General features: G+C 61.2%; 17 protein-coding genes and 1 tRNA gene. 11 read left to right on the plus strand and 7 right to left on the minus strand.

Going from position 1 to position 20,404, the window contains the following annotated elements; translation table 11 throughout:
* The first annotated feature begins 35 nt into the window (after positions 1–35).
* From F506_RS09195 to F506_RS09210, 4 genes are all read left to right on the plus strand, one after another.
* Positions 36–1,649: an NAD+ synthase gene (locus F506_RS09195; protein WP_053196817.1), complete on the plus strand. Its 1,614-nt coding sequence runs from the start codon at positions 36–38 to the stop codon at positions 1,647–1,649.
* Positions 1,650–1,746: 97 nt separating this feature from the next.
* Positions 1,747–2,085, plus strand: a complete 339-nt coding sequence (locus F506_RS09200) for a P-II family nitrogen regulator (RefSeq protein WP_007881397.1) — start codon at positions 1,747–1,749, stop codon at positions 2,083–2,085.
* Between the two features lie 71 nt (positions 2,086–2,156).
* Positions 2,157–3,254, plus strand: a complete 1,098-nt coding sequence (locus tag F506_RS09205) for an ABC transporter substrate-binding protein (RefSeq protein ID WP_158443124.1) — start codon at positions 2,157–2,159, stop codon at positions 3,252–3,254.
* A 101-nt stretch (positions 3,255–3,355) separates the two neighbouring features.
* Positions 3,356–4,546, plus strand: a complete 1,191-nt coding sequence (locus F506_RS09210; protein WP_053196822.1) for a PA0069 family radical SAM protein — start codon at positions 3,356–3,358, stop codon at positions 4,544–4,546.
* Between the two features lie 33 nt (positions 4,547–4,579).
* On the opposite strand, the gene F506_RS09215 is transcribed toward F506_RS09210, so the two are convergent.
* On the minus strand, positions 4,580–5,593 hold the full coding sequence (locus F506_RS09215) for an aldo/keto reductase (RefSeq protein WP_053196824.1): 1,014 nt from the start codon (positions 5,591–5,593) through the stop codon (positions 4,580–4,582).
* 153 nt (positions 5,594–5,746) lie between these two features.
* Between F506_RS09215 and F506_RS09220 the strand changes: the two genes are divergently transcribed.
* Positions 5,747–6,634 (plus strand): LysR family transcriptional regulator, encoded by an 888-nt coding sequence (locus F506_RS09220; RefSeq protein WP_053196826.1) that lies wholly within the window; start codon positions 5,747–5,749, stop codon positions 6,632–6,634.
* Positions 6,635–6,640: 6 nt separating this feature from the next.
* On the opposite strand, the gene F506_RS09225 is transcribed toward F506_RS09220, so the two are convergent.
* The gene (locus F506_RS09225; RefSeq protein ID WP_053196827.1) at positions 6,641–7,294 is read right to left on the minus strand and encodes a Smr/MutS family protein; all 654 of its coding nucleotides are present in this window, start codon (positions 7,292–7,294) and stop codon (positions 6,641–6,643) included.
* A gap of 79 nt (positions 7,295–7,373) precedes the next feature.
* Positions 7,374–8,327, minus strand: a complete 954-nt coding sequence (gene trxB / locus F506_RS09230; RefSeq protein ID WP_053196829.1) for a thioredoxin-disulfide reductase — start codon at positions 8,325–8,327, stop codon at positions 7,374–7,376.
* Between the two features lie 332 nt (positions 8,328–8,659).
* Between trxB and F506_RS09235 the strand changes: the two genes are divergently transcribed.
* Positions 8,660–10,987 (plus strand): DNA translocase FtsK, encoded by a 2,328-nt coding sequence (locus tag F506_RS09235; RefSeq protein ID WP_053196831.1) that lies wholly within the window; start codon positions 8,660–8,662, stop codon positions 10,985–10,987.
* Between the two features lie 11 nt (positions 10,988–10,998).
* Entirely contained in the window at positions 10,999–11,664 is a 666-nt protein-coding gene (gene lolA, locus F506_RS09240) for an outer membrane lipoprotein chaperone LolA (protein WP_053196833.1), read from the plus strand.
* A 19-nt stretch (positions 11,665–11,683) separates the two neighbouring features.
* Here lolA and fdxA read toward each other — a convergent pair whose 3' ends face one another.
* A complete protein-coding gene (fdxA, locus tag F506_RS09245) occupies positions 11,684–12,019 on the minus strand; it encodes a ferredoxin FdxA (RefSeq protein WP_053196835.1) in 336 nt (111 codons plus the stop codon).
* 210 nt (positions 12,020–12,229) lie between these two features.
* On the opposite strand from fdxA, the gene F506_RS09250 reads away from it, so the two are divergent.
* The gene (locus F506_RS09250; RefSeq protein WP_053196837.1) at positions 12,230–13,525 is read left to right on the plus strand and encodes a replication-associated recombination protein A; all 1,296 of its coding nucleotides are present in this window, start codon (positions 12,230–12,232) and stop codon (positions 13,523–13,525) included.
* A gap of 15 nt (positions 13,526–13,540) precedes the next feature.
* Here F506_RS09250 and F506_RS09255 read toward each other — a convergent pair whose 3' ends face one another.
* Positions 13,541–14,143: a hypothetical protein gene (locus F506_RS09255; protein ID WP_053196839.1), complete on the minus strand. Its 603-nt coding sequence runs from the start codon at positions 14,141–14,143 to the stop codon at positions 13,541–13,543.
* A gap of 157 nt (positions 14,144–14,300) precedes the next feature.
* Here F506_RS09255 and serS point away from each other — a divergent pair, with 157 nt between their 5' ends.
* Positions 14,301–15,599, plus strand: a complete 1,299-nt coding sequence (gene serS, locus F506_RS09260; protein WP_053196841.1) for a serine--tRNA ligase — start codon at positions 14,301–14,303, stop codon at positions 15,597–15,599.
* 103 nt (positions 15,600–15,702) lie between these two features.
* Here serS and F506_RS09265 read toward each other — a convergent pair whose 3' ends face one another.
* On the minus strand, positions 15,703–17,583 hold the full coding sequence (locus tag F506_RS09265; protein WP_053196843.1) for a GGDEF domain-containing protein: 1,881 nt from the start codon (positions 17,581–17,583) through the stop codon (positions 15,703–15,705).
* A gap of 263 nt (positions 17,584–17,846) precedes the next feature.
* Here F506_RS09265 and F506_RS09270 point away from each other — a divergent pair.
* Together F506_RS09270 and F506_RS09275 are read left to right on the plus strand one after the other, a co-directional pair.
* Positions 17,847–17,936 (plus strand) — tRNA-Ser (locus tag F506_RS09270).
* Positions 17,937–18,153: 217 nt separating this feature from the next.
* Positions 18,154–19,881, plus strand: a complete 1,728-nt coding sequence (locus tag F506_RS09275) for a GGDEF domain-containing protein (protein ID WP_053196845.1) — start codon at positions 18,154–18,156, stop codon at positions 19,879–19,881.
* 14 nt (positions 19,882–19,895) lie between these two features.
* Here the strand turns inward: F506_RS09275 and F506_RS09280 are convergent, their stop codons facing one another.
* Positions 19,896–20,321, minus strand: a complete 426-nt coding sequence (locus F506_RS09280; protein WP_053196847.1) for a MarR family winged helix-turn-helix transcriptional regulator — start codon at positions 20,319–20,321, stop codon at positions 19,896–19,898.
* Positions 20,322–20,404 lie beyond the last annotated feature (83 nt).

Below are 20,404 nucleotides of genomic sequence, written 5' to 3' on the forward strand. Positions count from 1 at the left end.
CATTTTCTTACCGTTATTTCTTACTTGTGGCCATCATGTCAGTCAAAGTCGCCATCGCCCAGATCAACAGCACCGTTGGGGATATCTCGGGCAATCGCAACAAAATCGTCGAATTCGCTCGCCGTGCCGCAGCGCAGGGTGCGGATATCGTCCTCACTCCGGAGTTGTCGCTGGTCGGCTATCCGCCTGAAGACCTGTTGCTGCGTCAGGCATTCTACGCAAAAACCGAAGAAGCGTTGCAAGCGCTGACGGCCGAGCTGGCGACACTGAAAGACGTACACGTGGTCGTCGGTCATCCGGTGCTCAAGGATGGTGCGCGCTTCAACGCGGCATCGGTCCTGCTGAACGGCCGGATCACCGGCAGCTACCACAAGCTGGAACTGCCCAACGACAGCGTGTTCGACGAAAAACGCTACTTCACGCCTGACGGGACGCCGCTGGTGTTCGACGTCAAGGGCACGAAATTCGGCATCAACATCTGTGAAGACACCTGGTTCCCGCGCGCTCCTGCGCGCGCCAGGGATGCCGGTGCACAAGTCCTGCTGATCCTGAACGGTTCGCCGTATCACATGAACAAGCAGTTGCTGCGCCTCGACGTGATGCGCGACAACGTCACCAAACAAGGCATGCCGCTGGTGTTCGCCAACCTGGTGGGCGGGCAGGACGAATTGATTTTTGACGGCAATTCCTTCGCCATGGATATCGCCGGCGAGCTGGTCGCCAGCCTCGCCCACGCGCAGGAAGATTTGCAGGTCATCGAATTCGACGGCGTGCAGATCCGCAATCCGCAGATGGCGCCTGCGCTGTCGATCGAAGCGCAGGTATACCAGGCGCTGGTGCTGGGTGTGCGTGACTACGTCGGCAAGAACGGTTTCCCTAGTGTGCTGATCGGCCTGTCCGGCGGCGTCGATTCGGCGCTGACGCTGGCCATCGCCGTCGATGCGCTGGGCGCCGACAAGGTGCGCGCGATCATGATGCCGTCGCCTTACACTGCCGACATTTCCTGGATCGACTCGCGCGACATGGTCGAGCGCATCAAGGTGCGTTACGACGAGATCCCGATCAACGACTGCTTCTCGGCCTTCCGCAGCACCCTGTCCGAGGAGTTCAAGGGACTCAAGGAAGACACCACCGAAGAAAATATCCAGGCGCGCATTCGCGGCACGCTGCTCATGGCGCTGTCCAACAAGTACGGTTCCATCGTCCTGACCACCGGCAACAAGAGCGAAATGGCGGTCGGCTACTGCACCTTGTACGGTGACATGGCCGGCGGCTTCGCGGTGATCAAGGACATCGCCAAGACACTGGTCTATCGCCTGTGTGCTTACCGCAACAGTATTTCCGAAGTCATTCCGGAACGCATTCTCACGCGTGCGCCGTCGGCCGAGTTGCGGCCCGACCAGAAAGACCAGGATTCGCTGCCGCCGTATGAAGTGCTCGACGCCATCATGCAGATGTACATGGAAGAGAACCTCAGCATCGGCGAGATCGAGCGGGCCGGTTACCAGAAGGACGATATCGAGCGCATCACGCGCCTGATCAAGATCAACGAATACAAGCGGCGCCAGGCTCCGGTCGGTATCCGGGTCACGCACAGAGCGTTCGGCCGTGATTGGCGATATCCGATTACATCAAGATTCCGCGAATAATATTACGTCGTGCCGCGCTCATAATTAAGAGTGTTTCGTAAAAACTTTTATTGATTTAATTCGATTTTCTGCGACATTTTATAAGGAGGGAATAGCCATGAAGCAAGTCACTGCTATCATCAAACCGTTCAAGTTGGACGAAGTGCGCGAGTCGCTGGCCGAAGTCGGCGTCACCGGACTGACCGTCACCGAAGTCAAGGGTTTCGGCCGCCAGAAGGGTCATACCGAGCTGTATCGCGGCGCCGAATACGTGGTCGATTTTCTGCCCAAGGTGAAGATCGAAGTCGTGGTCGACAACAGCGTGGTGGAACCGGTGGTCGACGCCATCATCAAGGCCGCGCGCACCGGCAAGATCGGCGACGGCAAGATTTTCGTACAGGAAGTCGAACAGGTCATTCGCATCCGTACCGGCGAGACAGGAGCGGAAGCGGTATAACACCGTGAAGGGGGGATCGCATGTCGGAGCAGCTTCGGTGGTTGTTTCGAATTCTTCCGATCTTGCTGTTCATGTGTTTGTTCTCCCCCGCACATGCCGGCGCCGGCGTCTCCGATACCCGCATCCTGCTCGGGCAATCGGCCGGCATGTCCGGCCCCACGGCGCAATACGCGCGCCAGGCGCTGAACGGCGCCAAAATCTATTTCGACAAAATCAACCAGCAAGGCGGCGTCCACGGCAGGCGTATTGAGCTGCTCACCCGCGACGACCAGTACACGGCGTCTCTCGCCGCCTACAACACGCGACAACTGATAGAGCGGGACGGGGTGTTCGCCCTGTTCGGATTCGTCGGCTGGCCGGCCAGCCAGGCGGGGCTGCAGATCGCTTCGCGGGCACGTGTTCCTTTCTTCGCGCCTTTCACCGGCGGCGCGCTCCAGCCATCTTTCAACCGCCATCTGTTTTCGATTCGCGCCAGTTATGCGGACGAATATGCCCGTTTCCTGCGCAACATGAACTGGCTCGGCACGCGCAAGCTGGTGCTGCTGTATCAGCAAGACCAGTATGGCGTGTCGCTCAAGCAGGACCTGGAAAACCACGCACGGCGCGAAGCCATCGAGCTGACCAGCATCGGCATCAGCCACGGCGGGATCAATCTGGCGCCGCTGATCGAGAAGACGCTGGCCGTGCATGCCGACGTCGTCATGCTGGTGAGTGCCGACTACCAGGTCAACGCGCGCCTCGTGCGCGGCTTGCGCGACGATGGATTCCTCGGCCAATTCTTCGCCGTGTCTTTCGTCGGCAACAAGCAATTGGCCGGCGAACTGGGCGAACTGGCGCACGGCCTCCTGGTTACGCAAGTGGTGCCGTTGCCGTGGCGGATGTCGATGCCGCTGGTCGCCGAGTATCGCAAGCGCGTGGCTGAAGCCGGCCGCGAAGAACTCTCCGTCACCGGCCTGGAAGGCTATATTGCCGCGCGCGTGCTGGTGGAAGGGCTGAAACGGGCAGGGCGCAATCTCACGCGCGAGCGCCTGATCCGTGCGCTCGAAAGCATCAACGCGCGCAACTATGACGGCGGCGGCTATGCCGTCAATTTCTCCTCCACCCGGCATCAAGGGTCGATGTACGTGGATATCGCGACTATGACCAAGGACGCCCGTTTCATGAACTGAGGCCGTCAATTCAGGGAAATCCCTGTTTTCACGATTGCCATCGCATTTGGTTTAAAATACTGTATATATGTACAGTATTCAAATGCGGAGGCAATGACCCCATGAGCAAGTCCGGTTACCGCAAAGTACCGTTGCAAATCACGCAAGTGCGCGAGAGCGAAGGCGAGACATTCACGCGCGTGTTCGATGCGCGCAAGGGCCGTGGCGCGGTCAGCAATATGCAGGGACGCTATGAAGTGGAACAACGCGTCGGTTTCGACGACGGCTGGGGCGTGCCTGAACCGGAGAATGGAGAAACGGACGAAGGCGGCGAACCTGCGGCCCTGCGCACCATCATCACCGAAGAAACCGCCAGGACCATCATCAGCCGCAACAAGTCGCCCGACCTGCCTTTCAATGCGTCGCTCAATCCGTATCGCGGCTGCGAGCACGGATGCGTGTACTGCTTCGCGCGGCCCACGCACGCCTATCTCGGCCTGTCGCCGGGGCTGGATTTCGAGAGCAGGATTTTTGCCAAGACCAACGCACCGGAATTGCTGCTGCGCGAGCTGGCGAAGCCGTCCTATCTGCCCGAGACGATTACCGTCGGCATCAATACCGACGCCTATCAGCCATGTGAGCGAGAACTGCAGATCACGCGGCGCGTGTTGCAGATACTGAGCGACTGCCGTCATCCGGCGGCGCTGATCACCAAATCTTCGCTGATCGAACGCGACATCGATATCCTGGCGCCGATGGCCGCGCGGCGCCAGATGATTGCCGCCGTCACCATCGCCACGCTCGACCCGGCGCTGGCGCGCAAGCTGGAGCCGCGTGCGGCCACGCCGACGCGCCGCCTGCGGGTAATCCGCACGCTGGCTGAAGCGGGCATTCCGGTCAGCGTCAGCGTTGCGCCGGTGATTCCCTTCATCAACGAGCCGGAGCTGGAAGACATCGTCGCGGCTGCCGCAGAGGCCGGCGCGCGCCGCGCCGGTTACACCGTGCTGCGCTTGCCATGGGAGGTGAATCCGCTGTTCCAGCAATGGCTGCAGACCTACTTTCCGGAGCGGGCGAACCGTGTCATGAACCGCATCCGCGAAATGCGCGGCGGCAAGGACAACGACTCCGATTTCGCCACGCGCATGCGCGGTGAAGGCGTGTGGGCGGAGCTGATACGCCAGCGTTTTGAAAAGGCCGTGCAGCGCAGCGGCATGCATCAGCACGGCTGGTTCGACATGCTCGACGCCTCGCAATTCGTGGCGCCCGCCCGGCCGGCGAGAGCGTCCCCGTCCGGCCAGTTCAATCTGTTCTGACCGGCCGGGGCGGGGCGCTTCCCCGCGATGGTCTTACTTCTCGCTGTCCAGATGCGCCATCGAATGCGCGGCATAGCGATCGCCCGCCGCGGCATTGGCCGGAATTGCTTCTTCGATGCGCGCCAGATCCTGTGCCGTCAGCGTCAGCTTGAGCGCGCCCAGCGATTCCGTCAGGCGTTCCGGGCGGCGTGCGCCGACCAGCGGCACGATATCGCTGCCTTGCGCCAGTACCCAGGCAATCGCCACTTGCGCCGGTGTGGCCTCTTTGTCGGCGGCGACACGGCGCAGCACGTCGATCAGCGACAGGTTATGCGCCAGGTTGTCGCCCGAGAAGCGCGGGCTGTGCGCGCGGAAATCGTTCGCCGCCAGCTTGCGCGCCGGATCCCAATGACCGCTGATGAGGCCGCGCGACAGTACGCCGTAAGCGGTGATGCCGATGCCCAGTTCGCGGCAGGTCGGCAGGATATCTTTTTCGATGCCGCGCGAGATCAGTGAATACTCGATCTGCAAATCGGTGATTGGATGCACTGCGTGAGCACGGCGCAGGGTGTCCGCGCCGACTTCCGACAAGCCGATGTGACGCACCCGGCCAGCCTTGATTTCGTCGGCGATGGCGCCCACGGTGTCTTCGATCGGCACGGATGGATCGAGGCGCGCCGGACGGTAGATGTCGATATGGTCGGTGCCCAGACGGCGCAAGGTATAAGCCAGGGAATTCTTGACCGCCGCCGGACGGTTGTCCATGCCGACCCAGTTGCCGCCGGCGTCGCGCATGGCGCCGAATTTCACGCTCAGAAGGACCTTGTCGCGGCTGCCGGCTCCGGCGCCGCCTTTGCTACGCAAGGCGTCGCGGATCAGCATTTCATTGTGACCCATGCCGTAGAAATCGCCGGTATCGAGCAGCGTGACGCCGGCGTCCAGCGCGGCATGGATGGTGTCGACGCCGGCTTGTTCGTCGGCCGGGCCGTACAGATCCGACATGCCCATGCAGCCGAGGCCGAGGGCCGACGAGGATAGGCCGTCGCGGCCGAGTATGCGTTGTTCCATGATGATTCCTTCCAGTCGAAAAGTGAGGGGCGCCAGCCGGAGAGAGGGCGACAGCAGCCATTCCTTGGCGCATGGTGATATTATTGGACTTGTTTAATTTCGAATAAATGGCGTTAAAATGATTTCTTTATTCGAAAATAATTAATTATCAATATGGATCGCTTGCAGGCAATGGAAGTATTCGTGCGCGTCGCCGAACTGGGCAGCTTCAGCAAGACTGCCGAGCAGATGGGCTTGCCTGCGGCGACCGTGACCAACGCCATCCAGGCGGTGGAAAAGCGCGTCGGCGTGCGCTTGCTGCAGCGGACCACGCGCAAGGTCACGCTGACCGACGACGGCGCGGCTTACCTTGAGCGTTGCCAGCGCTTGCTGGCGGAATTCCAGGATGTCGAGAACCTGTTCGACAACGAACAGCCGCAGGGCGTGGTGCGTGTCGACCTGCCCGAAAGGCTGGCGCACAAGAACGTCATTCCGCGCCTGCCGGAGTTCTTCGCGCGTTATCCGGACATCAGCGTCAAACTCAATGCCAGCGATCGCTTCGTCGACCTGATCGGCGAAGGCGTCGACTGCGTGGTGCGGGTCGGCCTCCTCAGCGATTCAACGCTGATTGCGCGCAGCATCGGCGCGATGGAGCAGATCACTTGCGCTTCCAAGGCCTACCTCGATCGCCACGGCCGGCCGCGTACGCTGGCGGAGCTGGGGCAGCACGTGATGATCAATTATTTTTCCAGCCGCACCGGCCGCGAGCTGCCGTGGGAGTACATGCAGAACGGCGAGCTGAAGACGTTGAAGCTGCGTGGCCAGGTATCGGTCGCGAGCTCCGAGGCTTATATGGCGTGTTGCCTGGCGGGACTGGGATTGGTGCAGGCGCCTTTGCTGGGCGCGGAGGACTTGCTGGCGCAGGGCATGATTGAAGAAGTGCTGCCGGAGTTCAAGCCGCCGCCGTTGCCGGTGGCGATCGTGTACTCGCACAATCGCCATCTGTCGCCGCGTGTGCGGGTGTTCGTCGACTGGCTTGCCGAGATACTGAAAATTCGTTGATCAGTGCTAGCGCGCCGCCGGTGCGCTCGATTGCAGCAACACGATCAGCGCCCCCGAGCCGCCATCGGCCGGTTGCGCCTGGCAAAAGGCGATGACTTCGTCCTTCTGCGCCAGCCAGTTGCGCACTTTCTGTTTCAGCACCGGCTCCTTGTTGACCGAGCCCAGTCCCTTGCCGTGGATGATGCGTACGCAGCGCTGGCCGCGTCGGCGCGCCTGACGCAGGAATTCTCCGAGCGCTTCGCGTGCTTCGTCGCGGCGCAGGCCGTGCAGGTCGAGCTGGTTCTGGATTGCCCAATGGCCGCGCCGCAATTTGCTGAGCACGTCGCTGCCCACGCCGGGACGCGCGAAGCTGAGGTTCTCATCGGTGTCGAGCAGGGTGTCGAAAGTGAATTCGTCGGACAACGATTCCATCAGCGCCGCCTGTTCGTCGGCAATGTGGTGGCGCGCGATCGGCAACGGTTGCGGCGGAACGAGGGCCGCTTTTTCATTGCTGCGCAGCGGTGCTATCTTGCCGACGCTGGTGCGGAAAATGTCGGCTTCGGCGCGCAGGCGCTTTTCGTCCTCCAGGCGCTGGCGCTCGGCGGCGAGGCGGGCTTCTTCCTGCGCCTTGAGATCCTTGCGCAATGACTTGAGCGCCGAAAAATCCTTGATGGTCGCCATGATTGTCGAGCCGGTGAGGCCGGTAAGAAATGAAAAAGCCCTCCCGCGATGAAGAGGGAGGGCTGCGATGACAAGCCGCTTACTCCAGGCCTTCCAGGTAGCGCTGGGCGTCCAGCGCGGCCATGCAGCCGGTGCCGGCGCTGGTGATGGCCTGGCGGTAAATGTGATCCTGCACGTCGCCGGCGGCAAACACGCCGTTGATGCTGGTGGCGGTGGCGAAGCCTTCCAGGCCGGTGCGGGTCTTGATGTAGCCGTTATGCATGTCCAGCTGGCCGTCGAAGATGCCGGTGTTCGGTTTGTGGCCGATGGCAATGAACAGGCCGTGCAGCGTGATCGGCGTGACGCTGCCGTCCTGGGTCGACTTGATCTTGATGCCGGTGACGCCGCTTTCATCGCCGACGACTTCATCGAGCGTGTGATGCCATTTGATGTCGATCTTGCCTTCGGTGACCTTGTGCAGCAGGCGGTCGATCAGGATCGGCTCGGCACGGAACTTGTCGCGGCGATGGATGATGGTGACTTTGCTGGCGATGTTGGACAAATACAGCGCTTCTTCGACCGCGGTGTTGCCGCCGCCGACCACGGCGACTTCCTTGCCGCGATAGAAAAAGCCGTCGCAGGTGGCGCAGGCCGACACGCCCTTGCCCATGAAGGCTTCTTCCGACGGCAGGCCGAGGTATTGCGCCGAAGCGCCGGTGGCGATGATCAGCGCGTCGCAGGTATATTCACCGGAGTCGCCGATCAGGCGGAATGGCCGTTCCGACAACTTGGTCGTGTGGATATGGTCAAAAATGATTTCCGTGTTGAAACGCTCGGCGTGCTGCAGCAGGCGCTGCATCAGTTCCGGGCCTTGCACGCCCATCGGATCGCCGGGCCAGTTTTCAACGTCGGTGGTGGTCATCAGCTGGCCGCCTTGCTCGACGCCGGTGATCAGCACCGGATTGAGGTTGGCGCGGGCTGCGTAGACGGCTGCGCTGTAACCGGCGGGGCCGGAACCGAGAATCAAAACCTTGGCGTGTTTGGGCGTGGTCATAAAATACTCTTAATGAACTGAACAGAAGCGGGGTGCAGCGGCATGGGAAGAAAATGATGCCGGACTGCCGGATTTCAATGCAGGCGCGAGGATTGTCAACTGCGTTACCCGAGACGGCGGCTTATGTTGCCGTTTATCCTATATTGCGCTGCAAAACGGTTAAGATTATAGACGAAGCGCCAGACCGGCCCGATGGAATTACGCTATCCGATCAATAGGGCGGCCCGCCCTGATTTGCCGCGGATTTCCGCTAGCCGGTTTTCTGCCCGGCAATCGCCGTTACAATGTCGCCTGAGTTAAATGCGCCCCGCAGGCGCGCCAGATAAAGATTTATGACCAAGACCAGCCAAGCCTATACCCGCAACACCAAAGCCGCCGAAACTCCGCAGCTGCCGAGCAGGCTGGTGCGCCTCCTGTACGAAGCGCGCTGGCTGGCCATGGCGACCTTGCTGGTGTATTTGTCGCTGATCCTGCTGACTTATTCGCGCAGCGACCCGGGCTGGTCGGTGGCCAACTCCGTGCCGCACCTGCATAACTGGGGCGGCCGCGTCGGCGCGTGGATGGCCGATCTGATGCTGTACATCTTCGGCATGTCGACCTGGTGGTGGTGTGTGCTGCTGGGGCATTCCATCTGGCGCAGCTATCGCCGCATGGCCAACCGCTTCCTGGTGCAGAAAGAAACCGAACCCGAACATCACCAGGAAGGCCTGATCCGCGCCATCGGCTTCGTGTTCCTGCTGGCCGGCAGCCTCGGCCTCGAATACATGCGCATGTACACCATGAAGGCGCCGATGCCGCGTGCGCCTGGCGGCGTGCTGGGCGAAATGATCGGCAGCGCGGCGCAGACCTCGCTCGGTTTCACCGGCGCCACACTGCTGTTGCTGCTGCTGTTCGGGCTGGGCTTCAGCCTGTTCTTCCATGTCTCCTGGCTGGCGGCGGTCGAACGTATTGGCGGCGCGATTGAAGACGGTATTTTCTGGATCCGCAATTTCTACTCGGCGCGCGAAGACCGCAAGGTCGGCCACGTTGCCGCCGTCAAGCGCGAAGAGGTCGTGGTGCAGGAGCGCGCCAAGATCGATGAGGCGCCGCCGATCCGCATCGAGCCCCAGGTGGTTGCGGTGCCGAAGTCGGAGCGCATCGAGAAGGAACGCCAGACCAGCCTGTTCCAGGATATAGACTCCAGTCTGCCGCCGCTGTCGCTGCTGGACGAAGCGCCGCCGGCGCAGCAGACGGTTTCCGTGGAAACGCTGGAATTCACCAGTCGCCTGATCGAGAAGAAACTGTCCGACTTCGGCGTCGAAGTCAAAGTGGTCGCGGCGTATCCCGGCCCCGTCATCACCCGCTACGAAATCGAACCGGCCACCGGCGTCAAGGGCAGCCAGATCGTCGGCCTGGCGCGCGACCTGGCGCGTTCGCTGTCGCTGACCTCGATCCGCGTGGTGGAAGTCATCCAGGGCAAGAACTACATGGGCCTGGAGCTGCCCAATCCCAAGCGCCAGATCGTGCGCCTGACCGAAATCCTCGGCTCCAAGGTTTACAACGACAGCCACTCCACCCTGACCGTCGCGCTCGGCAAGGACATCGCCGGCAATCCGGTGGTGGCGGACCTCGCCAAGATGCCGCACTTGCTGGTCGCGGGCACCACCGGTTCAGGCAAATCGGTCGGCATCAACGCCACCATCCTGTCGCTGCTGTACAAGTCGACGCCGAAGCAGGTGCGCCTGATCCTGATCGATCCGAAGATGCTGGAACTGTCGATCTACGAAGGCATCCCGCATCTGCTGGCGCCGGTTGTGACCGACATGCGCCAGGCGGGCCATGCGCTGAATTGGGCCGTGGCCGAGATGGAGCGCCGCTACAAGCGCATGTCGAAACTGGGCGTGCGCAACCTGGCTGGCTACAACCAGAAAATCATCGATGCCGACAAGCGCGGCGAGAAGATCCCGAATCCGTTCAGCCTGACACCGGATGCGCCGGAACCGCTGGAACAGCTCGAAACCATCGTCATCATCATCGACGAACTGGCCGACCTGATGATGGTGGTCGGCAAGAAGGTGGAAGAGCTGATCGCGCGTATCGCACAAAAGGCGCGCGCCGCCGGCATCCACCTGATCCTGGCGACCCAGCGTCCTTCGGTCGACGTCATCACCGGCCTGATCAAGGCCAACGTGCCGACCCGCATTGCCTTCCAAGTCAGCAGCAAGATCGACTCGCGCACGATTCTCGACCAGATGGGCGCGGAAGCGCTGCTCGGCATGGGCGACATGCTGTACATGCCGCCGGGCACCGGCTTGCCGATTCGCGTCCATGGCGCCTTTGTTTCAGATGAAGAGGTCCATCGCGTGGTGGATCACCTGAAAGAGCAGGGGGAACCGAATTACATCGAGGGCATCCTAGAAGGAGGCGTTGCCGACGATGCCGATGGTGCAGTCGGCGGCGCTGCGGGCGGCAGCGAAGGCGATGAGCTCTATGATCAGGCCGTCGCGGTCGTGCTGAAAAATCGCCGGGCCTCGATTTCTCTGGTGCAGCGTCACTTGCGCATCGGCTATAACCGCGCCGCGCGTCTGCTGGAGCAGATGGAGCAGAGCGGTCTGGTGTCGACGATGCAATCGAACGGCAACCGGGAAATTCTCGTGCCGGCAGGAAACACTACAGAGTAAAGACGCACACCATGCAAATAAAAAGACAGGCATCACCTCTTCTGAACAAATGGCATGTTGCCGCGGCGGCGATCGGTCTGAGCGCTGCGCTGTTTTCGGCGCAGGCTTCGGCGAGCGCGCTGGAGCAGTTCAAGCAGTTCGTCGCGTCGACGCAATCGGCCAAGGGCGAGTTCGTGCAGCGCCTGGTCAAGACCGACAGCGGCACCGTCAAGGTATCGAACACCTCGAGCGGAACGTTTGTGTTCTCGCGTCCGGGCAAATTCATCTGGACCTACCAGAAGCCGTATGAGCAAGTCTTGCAGGCCGATGGCGACAAGCTGTTCATTTACGACAAGGACCTGAACCAGGTCACCACCAAGAAGCTGGGCAACGCGCTCGGTTCGTCGCCCGCGGCAATCCTCTTCGGCAGCAACGATCTGGAAAAGAATTTCACGCTGAAAGAGGGCGGCGCCAAGGACGGCATGGAATGGCTGGAAGCCACGCCCAAAACCAAGGACACGACCTTTGACCGGATCGGCATCGGCTTGAAGGACGGCGTACCGCATGCGATGGAACTGCGCGATTCGTTCGGCCAGACCTCGCTGCTGTCGTTCGCCAATTTCGAGAAGAATCCGCCGCTGAAGGCGACCAGCTTCAGTTTCGTCGTGCCCAAGGGCGCCGACGTCTTCAATCAATAAGCGGATGTAGCGGCAAGGGTCAGGTCGACGTCTTGAGCATGCCGATCTTGCCCTCGACCTCGCGCCATTGCGCGTGGTCCGGCATCGGCGCCTGGGCCTGGGTGATCGGTTTCCAGCCTGGATGTTTGGCCAGCTTGGCGTTCAGTTCGGTGAAATGGCTCAGGCCTTCGGGCAGGTCGGTTTCATTGTAGATGGCGCCGACCGGACATTCCGGCACGCACATCGAGCAATCGATGCAGCCGTCCGGATCGATGGCCAGGAAGTTCGGGCCTTCGACGAAACAATCCATCGGACAGACGCTGACGCAGTCGGTGTATTTGCAGGCGATGCAGGAATCGGTGACGACAAAAGGCATGAGCAGGAACGCGCCGGTCGCGCGCCGAGTAAGGAATAACGTAAGCAAAAGGGCAAGTTGCGGATAGAAAGCTTGCCCGGCAACCCGTTCCAACCCGTCCCAATCTGTCCCATCTCGCAAGCCCGGCAGGATTCTAGCATCCCGGTCGATAACCCGCCGCCGGATCGGTTAGACTGGCAATCCATTTTAATTCCCCAATTTGACCGCTCCATGAATTCCGCGCCGTTAGCCGAACGTCTCCGCCCGCACTCCTTTGACGATGTCATCGGCCAGCAGCACCTGCTCGGCGCGGGCAAGCCGCTGCGCGTGGCGTTCGAATCGGGCGAGCCGCATTCGATGATTCTGTGGGGCCCGCCGGGTGTGGGCAAGACCACCCTGGCGCGCATCATGGCGGACAGTTTCAACGCCGAATTCATCGCGCTGTCGGCGGTGCTGTCGGGCGTCAAGGACATCCGCGAAGCGGTCGAGCGCGCGGAAGTGATCCGCGCCAATACCGGTCGCCGCACCATCCTGTTCGTCGATGAAGTGCATCGTTTCAACAAGAGCCAGCAAGACGCCTTCCTGCCGCACGTGGAAAGCGGCTTGTTCACCTTCATCGGCGCGACGACGGAAAATCCCTCCTTCGAAGTCAACGGCGCGCTGCTCTCGCGCGCGGCCGTGTACGTGCTCAAGTCGCTGACGGAAGAAGATCTCGGCGCGCTGATCGACCGCGCCTGCCGCGATGAACTTGACGGCCTGCAATTTGAACCTGAAGCCAAGGAAATGCTGATCGCCAGCGCCGACGGCGACGGCCGCAAGCTGCTCAACAACCTGGAAATCGTGGCGCGCGCCGCGCAGGCGAAGAATGTTGCCAGTGTCGGCACGGAACTGCTGGCGGAATGCCTGGGCGATGCGCTGCGCCGGTTCGACAAAGGCGGCGACGCGTTCTACGACCAGATTTCAGCGCTGCACAAATCGGTGCGCGGTTCCAGCCCGGATGGCGCTTTGTACTGGCTCACGCGCATGCTCGACGGCGGCACCGATCCGCGTTACCTGGCGCGCCGCATCGTGCGCATGGCGTGGGAAGACATCGGCCTGGCCGATCCGCGCGCCATGACGATCGCCAATGACGCCGCCGCAACGTATGAGCGCCTCGGTTCGCCCGAAGGTGAACTGGCGTTGGCGCAGGCGGTGATTTATCTGGCGATTGCGGCCAAGAGCAATGCCGGTTACATGGCCTACAACCAGGCGCGGGCCTTTGTCGCCAAGGACAAGTCGCGCGGCGTGCCGGAGCACCTGCGCAATGCGCCGACCAAGCTCATGAAGCAACTGGGCTACGGCAAGCTGTATCGCTATGCCCATGACGAACCGGAAGGCTACGCCGCCGGCGAGACCTATCTGCCGGAGGGAATTCCCGATCCGCATTGGTACCAGCCGGTGCCGCGCGGACTTGAGGCGAAGATCGGCGACAAGATGGCGCATCTGCGCGAGCTTGATCGCGAGTATAAGAAGAACAACAAGGATTGAAGCAGGTCTGCGAAATCAGGCAGCCTTCTTCCACACCTCGAACACGCCTTCCATCGCTCCCATCGCCGCGATCACTGCCGCATAGGTGGCGTCGTTGTCGTAGCCCGGCAATTTCACTTTGAACTCTTCCATCAGGCTTTCCAGCCCGGGGGTGTCGTTGGGCAGGCGGATGCCGCCTTTGGCGGTAGCGAGCATCCAGTAGGGCATCGGAAGGAAATCGTCGCCGATGGTGATGACGATGCGCTCGAGGTCTTGCCAGGCGATGCTTTCCAGTTCGGTGCCGGCGCGAGCGGTCTTGATGAATTCATCGTCGAACGCTACCGTCACCGGCTTGGCACGCGCGGCAGCGCGACGGGCCGGACGCAGGTCGGCGGCGCTGGGACCGGCGTTGATCTTCCATTTGGTCGATTCCGGCGTCGGGAACAGACGATTCTTGACCCGTTGCCCGAAGGCGAACATGGCGCCGAAGGCGAGCCCGGTCAGCACGCCGTAGCCGATGCTCGAGCCGGTCAGGGCGAATTGCGAGCCGGCCCAGGCGGCGCAGCAAGCGGACAGCGCGAAGCCGATCAGGTAGGCGATCAAAGGTGGTTGGCTTGGCTGGGAGGGTTTGTCGGACATGGCGGGTTCCTGTAGCGGTGCTGGACGTTGGCGGCAATGGTAACGCAAGCGTGGCTATTTTTCGTGCATTCAGCCGGTGGCCCGCGAGGATGGTCAATGTCCTTGGTACAATCTCGTTTTTACCGCATTCATTTCGTATTCTTTTATCTGGCACTCCATGATCGACATCCAACTTCTTCGTAAAGACATCGACAATGTCGCAGCCCGCCTGGCCGCGCGCAAATTCCAGCTTGATGTCGCCGCTTTCAATGCGCTCGAAGGCGAGCGCAAGCAGATCCAGACCCGCACCGAGGAACTGCAGGGCAAGCGCAACAGCCTGTCCAAGCAGGTCGGCATGCTCAAGGGCAAGGGCGAGGATGCATCGGCGGTGATGGCGGAAGTGTCGGGCATCGGCGACGAGCTCAAGGCATCCGCTGCGCGCCTGGAAGAAGTGCAGGCGCAATTGAGCGACTTCCTGCTGGCCGTGCCGAACCTGCCGCACGAATCCGTGCCGGCCGGCGCCGATGAAAGCGGCAACGTGGAGCTGCGCAAGGTCGGTACGCCGCGCGCATTCGATTTTGAAGTCAAGGACCATGTCGACGTCGGCGCCGCGCTCGGCCTCGACTTCGATGTCGCCGCCAAGCTCACCGGCTCGCGCTTCGCCGTCATGAAGGGCGGCATCGCCCGCCTGCATCGCGCGCTCGCGCAATTCATGCTCGATACGCACACGCTCGAACACGGCTACACCGAGTGTTACACGCCGTACATCGTCAACGCCGATTCGCTGCGCGGCACCGGCCAGCTGCCGAAGTTCGAAGCCGATCTGTTTGCGGCGAAGAAGGGCGGCCAGGAAGGCGACACCAGCGACAACGCCGCTTTGTACCTGATTCCGACGGCGGAAGTGCCGCTCACGAACCTGGTGCGCGACGAAATCGTCGCCGGCGACACGCTGCCGCTGAAGATGACTGCGCATTCGCCGTGCTTCCGTTCGGAAGCCGGCAGCTACGGCCGCGACACGCGCGGCATGATTCGCCAGCATCAATTCGACAAGGTCGAAATGGTCCAGATCGTGCATCCGGAAAAATCCTACGAGGCGCTGGACGAAATGCTCGGCCACGCCGAAAACATCCTCAAGAAGCTCGGCCTGCCGTACCGCGTGATCACGCTGTGCACCGGCGACATGGGCTTCGGCGCAGCCAAGACCTTCGACATCGAAGTCTGGCTGCCGGCGCAGAACACCTATCGTGAAATCTCGTCGGTGTCGAATTGCGAAGCTTTCCAGGCGCGCCGCATGCAGGCGCGCTTCCGCAATTCCCAGGGCAAGCCGGAACTGGTGCATACGCTCAATGGCTCCGGCCTGGCGGTGGGACGCACCTTGGTGGCGGTGCTCGAAAACGGTCAGCAGGCCGACGGCAGCGTCGTGATCCCGGAGGTATTGCGCCCTTACATGGGCGGACTGGAAAAGCTGGTGCCGTAATCTGCGCCATCCACGCCGCACCATGAAAAATGGCTGACGTCCGCAGGGGCGCCAGCCATTTTTTATGCGCCGCCTATTAGGGCGTTCAGCTATTTGTGATCGTTTACATTGCCCACGAGAAAGTCGCCGGTACCCGCCGCTCGATGAACAGGCTGTTGCCCGGCGTCTTCTTGGCCTGCTTCTTGGCCTTGGTCGCGGCCGAGGCGATCTGGTGCGGCGAGGAGTATTGCGATGGTTCGATCTTGACCGCCCCCAATGACAGGCTCACCAGCGGATGCAGTACGCGATTGCCCTGGCGGTCTTCGCTGTAATAGCCGCCGCGTTCCTTGTCTTCGACGTAGTAGAAATTCTGCGAGGCGACCGCGAACGCGTCCAGCATTGCGTTGCAGCGGTGTTCCCAGTCTTCGCTCTGGAACATGATCAGGAAATCGTCGCCGCCGATGTGGCCGATGAAGTCCAGTTGCGTGTCGCAGAACTGGCTCAGCGTGCGGCCGGTCAGCTGGATCATGTCATCGCCCTTGCGGTAGCCGTAGACGTCATTGAAGGGTTTGAAGTTGTCGAGGTCGCAGTAGCAGATGCAAAACTCGACGCCGCTTTGCAGCAGGAACTCGATGTGTTCGTTGATCGGCACGTTGCCCGGCAGCTGCGTCAGCGGATTGGCGTAGCGTGCCGCTTCGATCTGCATTTGGGTGATTTCGCGCAGCAGGTCGTGGCCGGTGCCCATGCCGACGTACTGGCCCTGGTCGACGATGATGAAGCCGTTCGACAAGTGATGCGATTCGGCCTGGACGAGGATGTGGCTGAGGTCCTGCAGGCTGGTGTCCTGTTCGGTCAGCAGCGGGTTGGGATCCATGAAAAAGGTGCAGGATTTCTTGCCGTACAGCTCGCGGCCGTACAGGCGCGCGAAGCGCTCGACCATGCTGTAGCGGTTGATCAGGCCGACCGGGATGCCGTTGCTGACGACCGGCAGCGCCTGCAATTGGGGATCGTTGACGAACAGGTTGTAGACCTCGTCGTTGGACACGTCGGGTGCGACGTACTGGCTTTCGCGCAGCAGTTTGAAGACGGTGGCGCTCTTCTTTGTCGGGCCGTATTTTTGCGTGGTCAGCGGCACTTTGTCGCGACGCAGGATCTTGCTGATGTCGTCGGCGACGACGGTCTTCGGATTGGCGTGCGGGCGGGCGATGTGATAACCCTGGCCGCAGGCGATGCCGAGGTCGCGGATGGTCAGCAGCTCGGCCTGGGTTTCGATGCCCTCGGCGATGACGATGGAGCCGGACTTTTCGGCGATTTCCTGGATCGAACGCACGAACTGCAATTTCATCGGGTCATTGTTGATGCCCTGGATAAAGTGCATGTCGACCTTGACGTACTCCGGTTGCAGTTCGGACCACAGGCGGAGGCTGGAGAAGCCTTCGCCCAGATCGTCGATGGCAATCTGGAAGCCCATGTCGCGGTAATGCATGGCGGCATTGCGCAACAAGGTGTAATCGTAGGTCGGTTCGTTCTCGGTCAGTTCGATGATGATGCGCTGCGGATTGATGCCGAGTTTTTCGAGATGGCGCAGCGTCTCGCCCTGGATCGCCTCGGGCTGGACCAGCGCGCCCGGGCTGACGTTGAGGAACAGATTGCCGGGCAGGCCCGATTGCGCGAATTGCGCCATGACGATGTGGCGGCACAGATGTTCGACCTGGACGGACAGCTTGTTGGCACGCGCGACCTTGAACAGGTTCAGCGGCGAATGCAGCGGGCTGTTGGACGGGCCGCGGATCAGGCCTTCGTAGCCGATGATCTCGCCGCTGCGCATGCGGATGATGGGCTGGAACAGCGCGGTCAGGCTGCGCTGGGCGATGATTTCGTGCAGATGCGACAGCAATTGCGAGTCTTGCTGTTCGGACGCCGTCTGGGCATTGCCCGGCTCGCCCAAGCCGGCAGGCAAGGGCGGAACATGGTGGTCGAAATCGTGCGAGGCAAATGGGGCCATGTCAGGTCCAGTGGATACAGCCGTAGAGGTAATGGATAAGTACCGGTCATGCGCCGGCATGCATGCCAAAAGCGTCCAAACGCCGGGCAACATCTGATCGTAGAGAAGATTTATGACAAGATGATGATGTGTAAATTATTTTCGACAACGAGGCGGGGGAAATATTTAAAGATTTATAAGGAAGGCTCTTTCCATCTTCAAATCGGTTCTGCTATAATCTTTTGCTTTGCTGCCCTAGGGTAAGCAATTCGACTAAGTTAACCGGAGAGGTGGCAGAGTGGTCGAATGTACCTGACTCGAAATCAGGCGTACGTTAAATCGTACCGTGGGTTCGAATCCCACCCTCTCCGCCAGAATCAAAGCACAAACGCCCGCTCATGCGGGCGTTTTGCTATCCGCCTGCATTATCGTTTCCTGTGTGCATCTCGTTTTCCGCTTCGCTTGCATTCGGAGTGCCTGCCTAAAAAATAAGCAATTCAAGCCGGCTGATTTATAATGGTAGGTTTCATTGCTTTTTTGATAATAATTAATGTGCCCGGCTGAATCGTCACGGGCATCCGGGGTGTCTTGATGTCGCTGAATCGCCTGTTCTGGCTTGTCTCGCTCGCGCTGATGCTGCTGTTTTCCGTGCTGGCCGCGCGCATCGTGCTGATCGAGTGGGATGCCTACCGGCGCGGCGCGCGCAGTGTCGATGCCGTGCGCGTGGTGCAGCTGACGATGCTGGCGATGGAAAAGATCTCGGTTGAGCGCGGCCCCTCGAATGCCCTCATGGGCGGCGATCCCGAGGCCTTGCCGGCGTTGCGCAAGCGGCTGGATGCAGCGCGGCGCGACAGCGACGAAGCGCTGTTCCATTTGCTCGACAGCTTGCGCCAGGAGGTCGACCCTCGCTATGCGCCGGCGATCCGCAAGATTGAGGCGGTGCGCCAGGCGCTGGGGCCGGCGCGTGAGCGCATCGACCAGCAGGTCGGTCTGGTCAGGTGGCAGCGTTCCTCGCGCGAAATCACGGAGGCGGTCGACGGCATGGTCGACCTGATTCCCATGCTGGTGTCGTCGGTGGCGGATTTGTCGAGCATCGCCATCCGGTCCGATCCCGAGGTGCTGGACGGTCTGACCGGTATGCGCGTCGCCGCCAGCCTGCGCGAATACGCCGGTCAGGTCGGTTCCAAATTTACCGCGCCGGTCATCATGCAGCGTCCGCTGACCAAAAGCGAAGTGATTGAAATCGGCAAGCTCTACGGCCGCATCGAGCAGTTGCGCACCTTGCTCGACATTCAAATGCGCGCCTACAAGGACAATGCGGCGTTCCGCACGGCGCTCTCCGATCTCGATACGCAATATTTCGGGCAGGGTTTTCCTTTCCTGGACGGCTTGCTGCAGACCGGCCTGTTATCCGGTTCATACGGGGTCAGCACGGCTGAGCTGGCGGCGCGTTACGTGCCGCCGATGGCGTCGATCCTGCGGCTGCGAGACGTGATCCTGGTCGATTTGATCCGTGAGGCGGAAATCCGCCATCGCCAGGCATTCAATCTGCTGGTTGGCGCGATCACGATGACGCTGTTCGCATTCGTGTTCTTTTTCATGTTGTTGTATCTGGTGCGCCAGCGCGTGCTGCGGCCGGTCCTGAAGGCGACGCAATTGGTGGTCGGCCTGGCCGAAGGCAATCACGACGCGCCGATCCCGCAGGCGCGTCACAAGGATGAAATCGGCGACATGCTGCGCGCGCTGCAGGTGCTCAAGGAGCGCAGTCTGGAGCGCATCAGCCTGGCCGGCGAACGCGAAACGCTGATCGGTCAGTTGCAATTGTCGTCCAATACCGATTTCCTGACCGGCGTGCTGAACCGCCGCGCCTTCTTCGCGCAGAGCGAACAGCAACTCGCGATCGCGCAACGCTACGGGCGCAACCTGGCGCTGGTGCTGCTCGACATCGATCACTTCAAGCGCCTCAATGACAGCTACGGCCACCTTGCCGGCGACAACGTCCTGCGCAATGCCGTGCAGAAGATCGCACAGCTGTTGCGGAAGGTGGATGTGTTTGCGCGTTACGGCGGCGAAGAATTCATCATTCTGCTACCCGAGGCGGATCTGGGGCAGGGTGTGGCGGTAGCGGAGAAATTGCGCGCAATGCTGGCGGCACAGGCGTTTGCGCTCGATGACGGCCGCGAGCTCCGCATCACCGCCAGCTTTGGCGTCAGCGCGCTGGTCACGGAAGAAGATCTCGATCAGTTGATCCGGCAGGCCGATGAAGCGCTGTACGCCGCCAAGCACAAGGGGCGCAACCGGGTCGAGCGGGCCGGTTGATTTTTGCGGGGATTTCAGTCGCGGTCGTTGAAGGCCGAGATGTGGGAGACCTGGAATACGCTCGACAGCGAATGCAGTTCGTTGCGATGCAATTGCGCCAGGCGATGCAGGTATTGTTCGCCGGTTTCCGTCAGCCGCACCTGAACCAGGCGCTTGTCTTTATCGTCCTGGGTGCGTGTCACCAATCCCGCTTTTTCACACCGGGTCACCAGCGCCACCACACCGTGATGCTGCGACTGCAGGCGCTCGGCGAGTTCGCTGATGCTGGCCCAGTCGCGCCCGGGAAACCCCTTGATATGCAGCATCAACAGGTATTGCAGCGGCGTCAGCCCTTCGCTTTGCGCGGCATCTTCGCTGAAACGGATGAAGCGGCGCAACTGGTAGCGGAATTCCGAGAGCGCTTCGAAGTCGTCTTTTTGCAGTCGTGGGGGTGTTTTCATTGGCAAAGGTCGGGTGCTGCAAATAGGCGGGTAAATAAGCGAATGAGCGGATCGAAATAAAGCGAAAAACAGCAATATGTATC

Source organism: Herbaspirillum hiltneri N3 (genome assembly GCF_001267925.1).
Taxonomy (GTDB): domain Bacteria; phylum Pseudomonadota; class Gammaproteobacteria; order Burkholderiales; family Burkholderiaceae_D; genus Herbaspirillum; species Herbaspirillum hiltneri.

Coding starts and splice junctions, on each gene's coding strand:
- F506_RS09280 (WP_053196847.1), bottom strand. CDS start 20,321: ATGAAAACACCCCCACGACTGCAAAAAGACGACTTCGAAGCGCTCTCG.
- trxB (WP_053196829.1), bottom strand. CDS start 8,327: ATGACCACGCCCAAACACGCCAAGGTTTTGATTCTCGGTTCCGGCCCC.
- F506_RS09250 (WP_053196837.1), top strand. CDS start 12,230: ATGAATTCCGCGCCGTTAGCCGAACGTCTCCGCCCGCACTCCTTTGAC.
- serS (WP_053196841.1), top strand. CDS start 14,301: ATGATCGACATCCAACTTCTTCGTAAAGACATCGACAATGTCGCAGCC.
- F506_RS09200 (WP_007881397.1), top strand. CDS start 1,747: ATGAAGCAAGTCACTGCTATCATCAAACCGTTCAAGTTGGACGAAGTG.
- F506_RS09225 (WP_053196827.1), bottom strand. CDS start 7,294: ATGGCGACCATCAAGGATTTTTCGGCGCTCAAGTCATTGCGCAAGGAT.
- F506_RS09255 (WP_053196839.1), bottom strand. CDS start 14,143: ATGTCCGACAAACCCTCCCAGCCAAGCCAACCACCTTTGATCGCCTAC.
- F506_RS09205 (WP_158443124.1), top strand. CDS start 2,157: ATGTGTTTGTTCTCCCCCGCACATGCCGGCGCCGGCGTCTCCGATACC.
- fdxA (WP_053196835.1), bottom strand. CDS start 12,019: ATGCCTTTTGTCGTCACCGATTCCTGCATCGCCTGCAAATACACCGAC.
- F506_RS09195 (WP_053196817.1), top strand. CDS start 36: ATGTCAGTCAAAGTCGCCATCGCCCAGATCAACAGCACCGTTGGGGAT.
- F506_RS09265 (WP_053196843.1), bottom strand. CDS start 17,583: ATGGCCCCATTTGCCTCGCACGATTTCGACCACCATGTTCCGCCCTTG.
- F506_RS09235 (WP_053196831.1), top strand. CDS start 8,660: ATGACCAAGACCAGCCAAGCCTATACCCGCAACACCAAAGCCGCCGAA.
- F506_RS09215 (WP_053196824.1), bottom strand. CDS start 5,593: ATGGAACAACGCATACTCGGCCGCGACGGCCTATCCTCGTCGGCCCTC.
- F506_RS09210 (WP_053196822.1), top strand. CDS start 3,356: ATGAGCAAGTCCGGTTACCGCAAAGTACCGTTGCAAATCACGCAAGTG.
- lolA (WP_053196833.1), top strand. CDS start 10,999: ATGCAAATAAAAAGACAGGCATCACCTCTTCTGAACAAATGGCATGTT.
- F506_RS09220 (WP_053196826.1), top strand. CDS start 5,747: ATGGATCGCTTGCAGGCAATGGAAGTATTCGTGCGCGTCGCCGAACTG.
- F506_RS09275 (WP_053196845.1), top strand. CDS start 18,154: ATGTCGCTGAATCGCCTGTTCTGGCTTGTCTCGCTCGCGCTGATGCTG.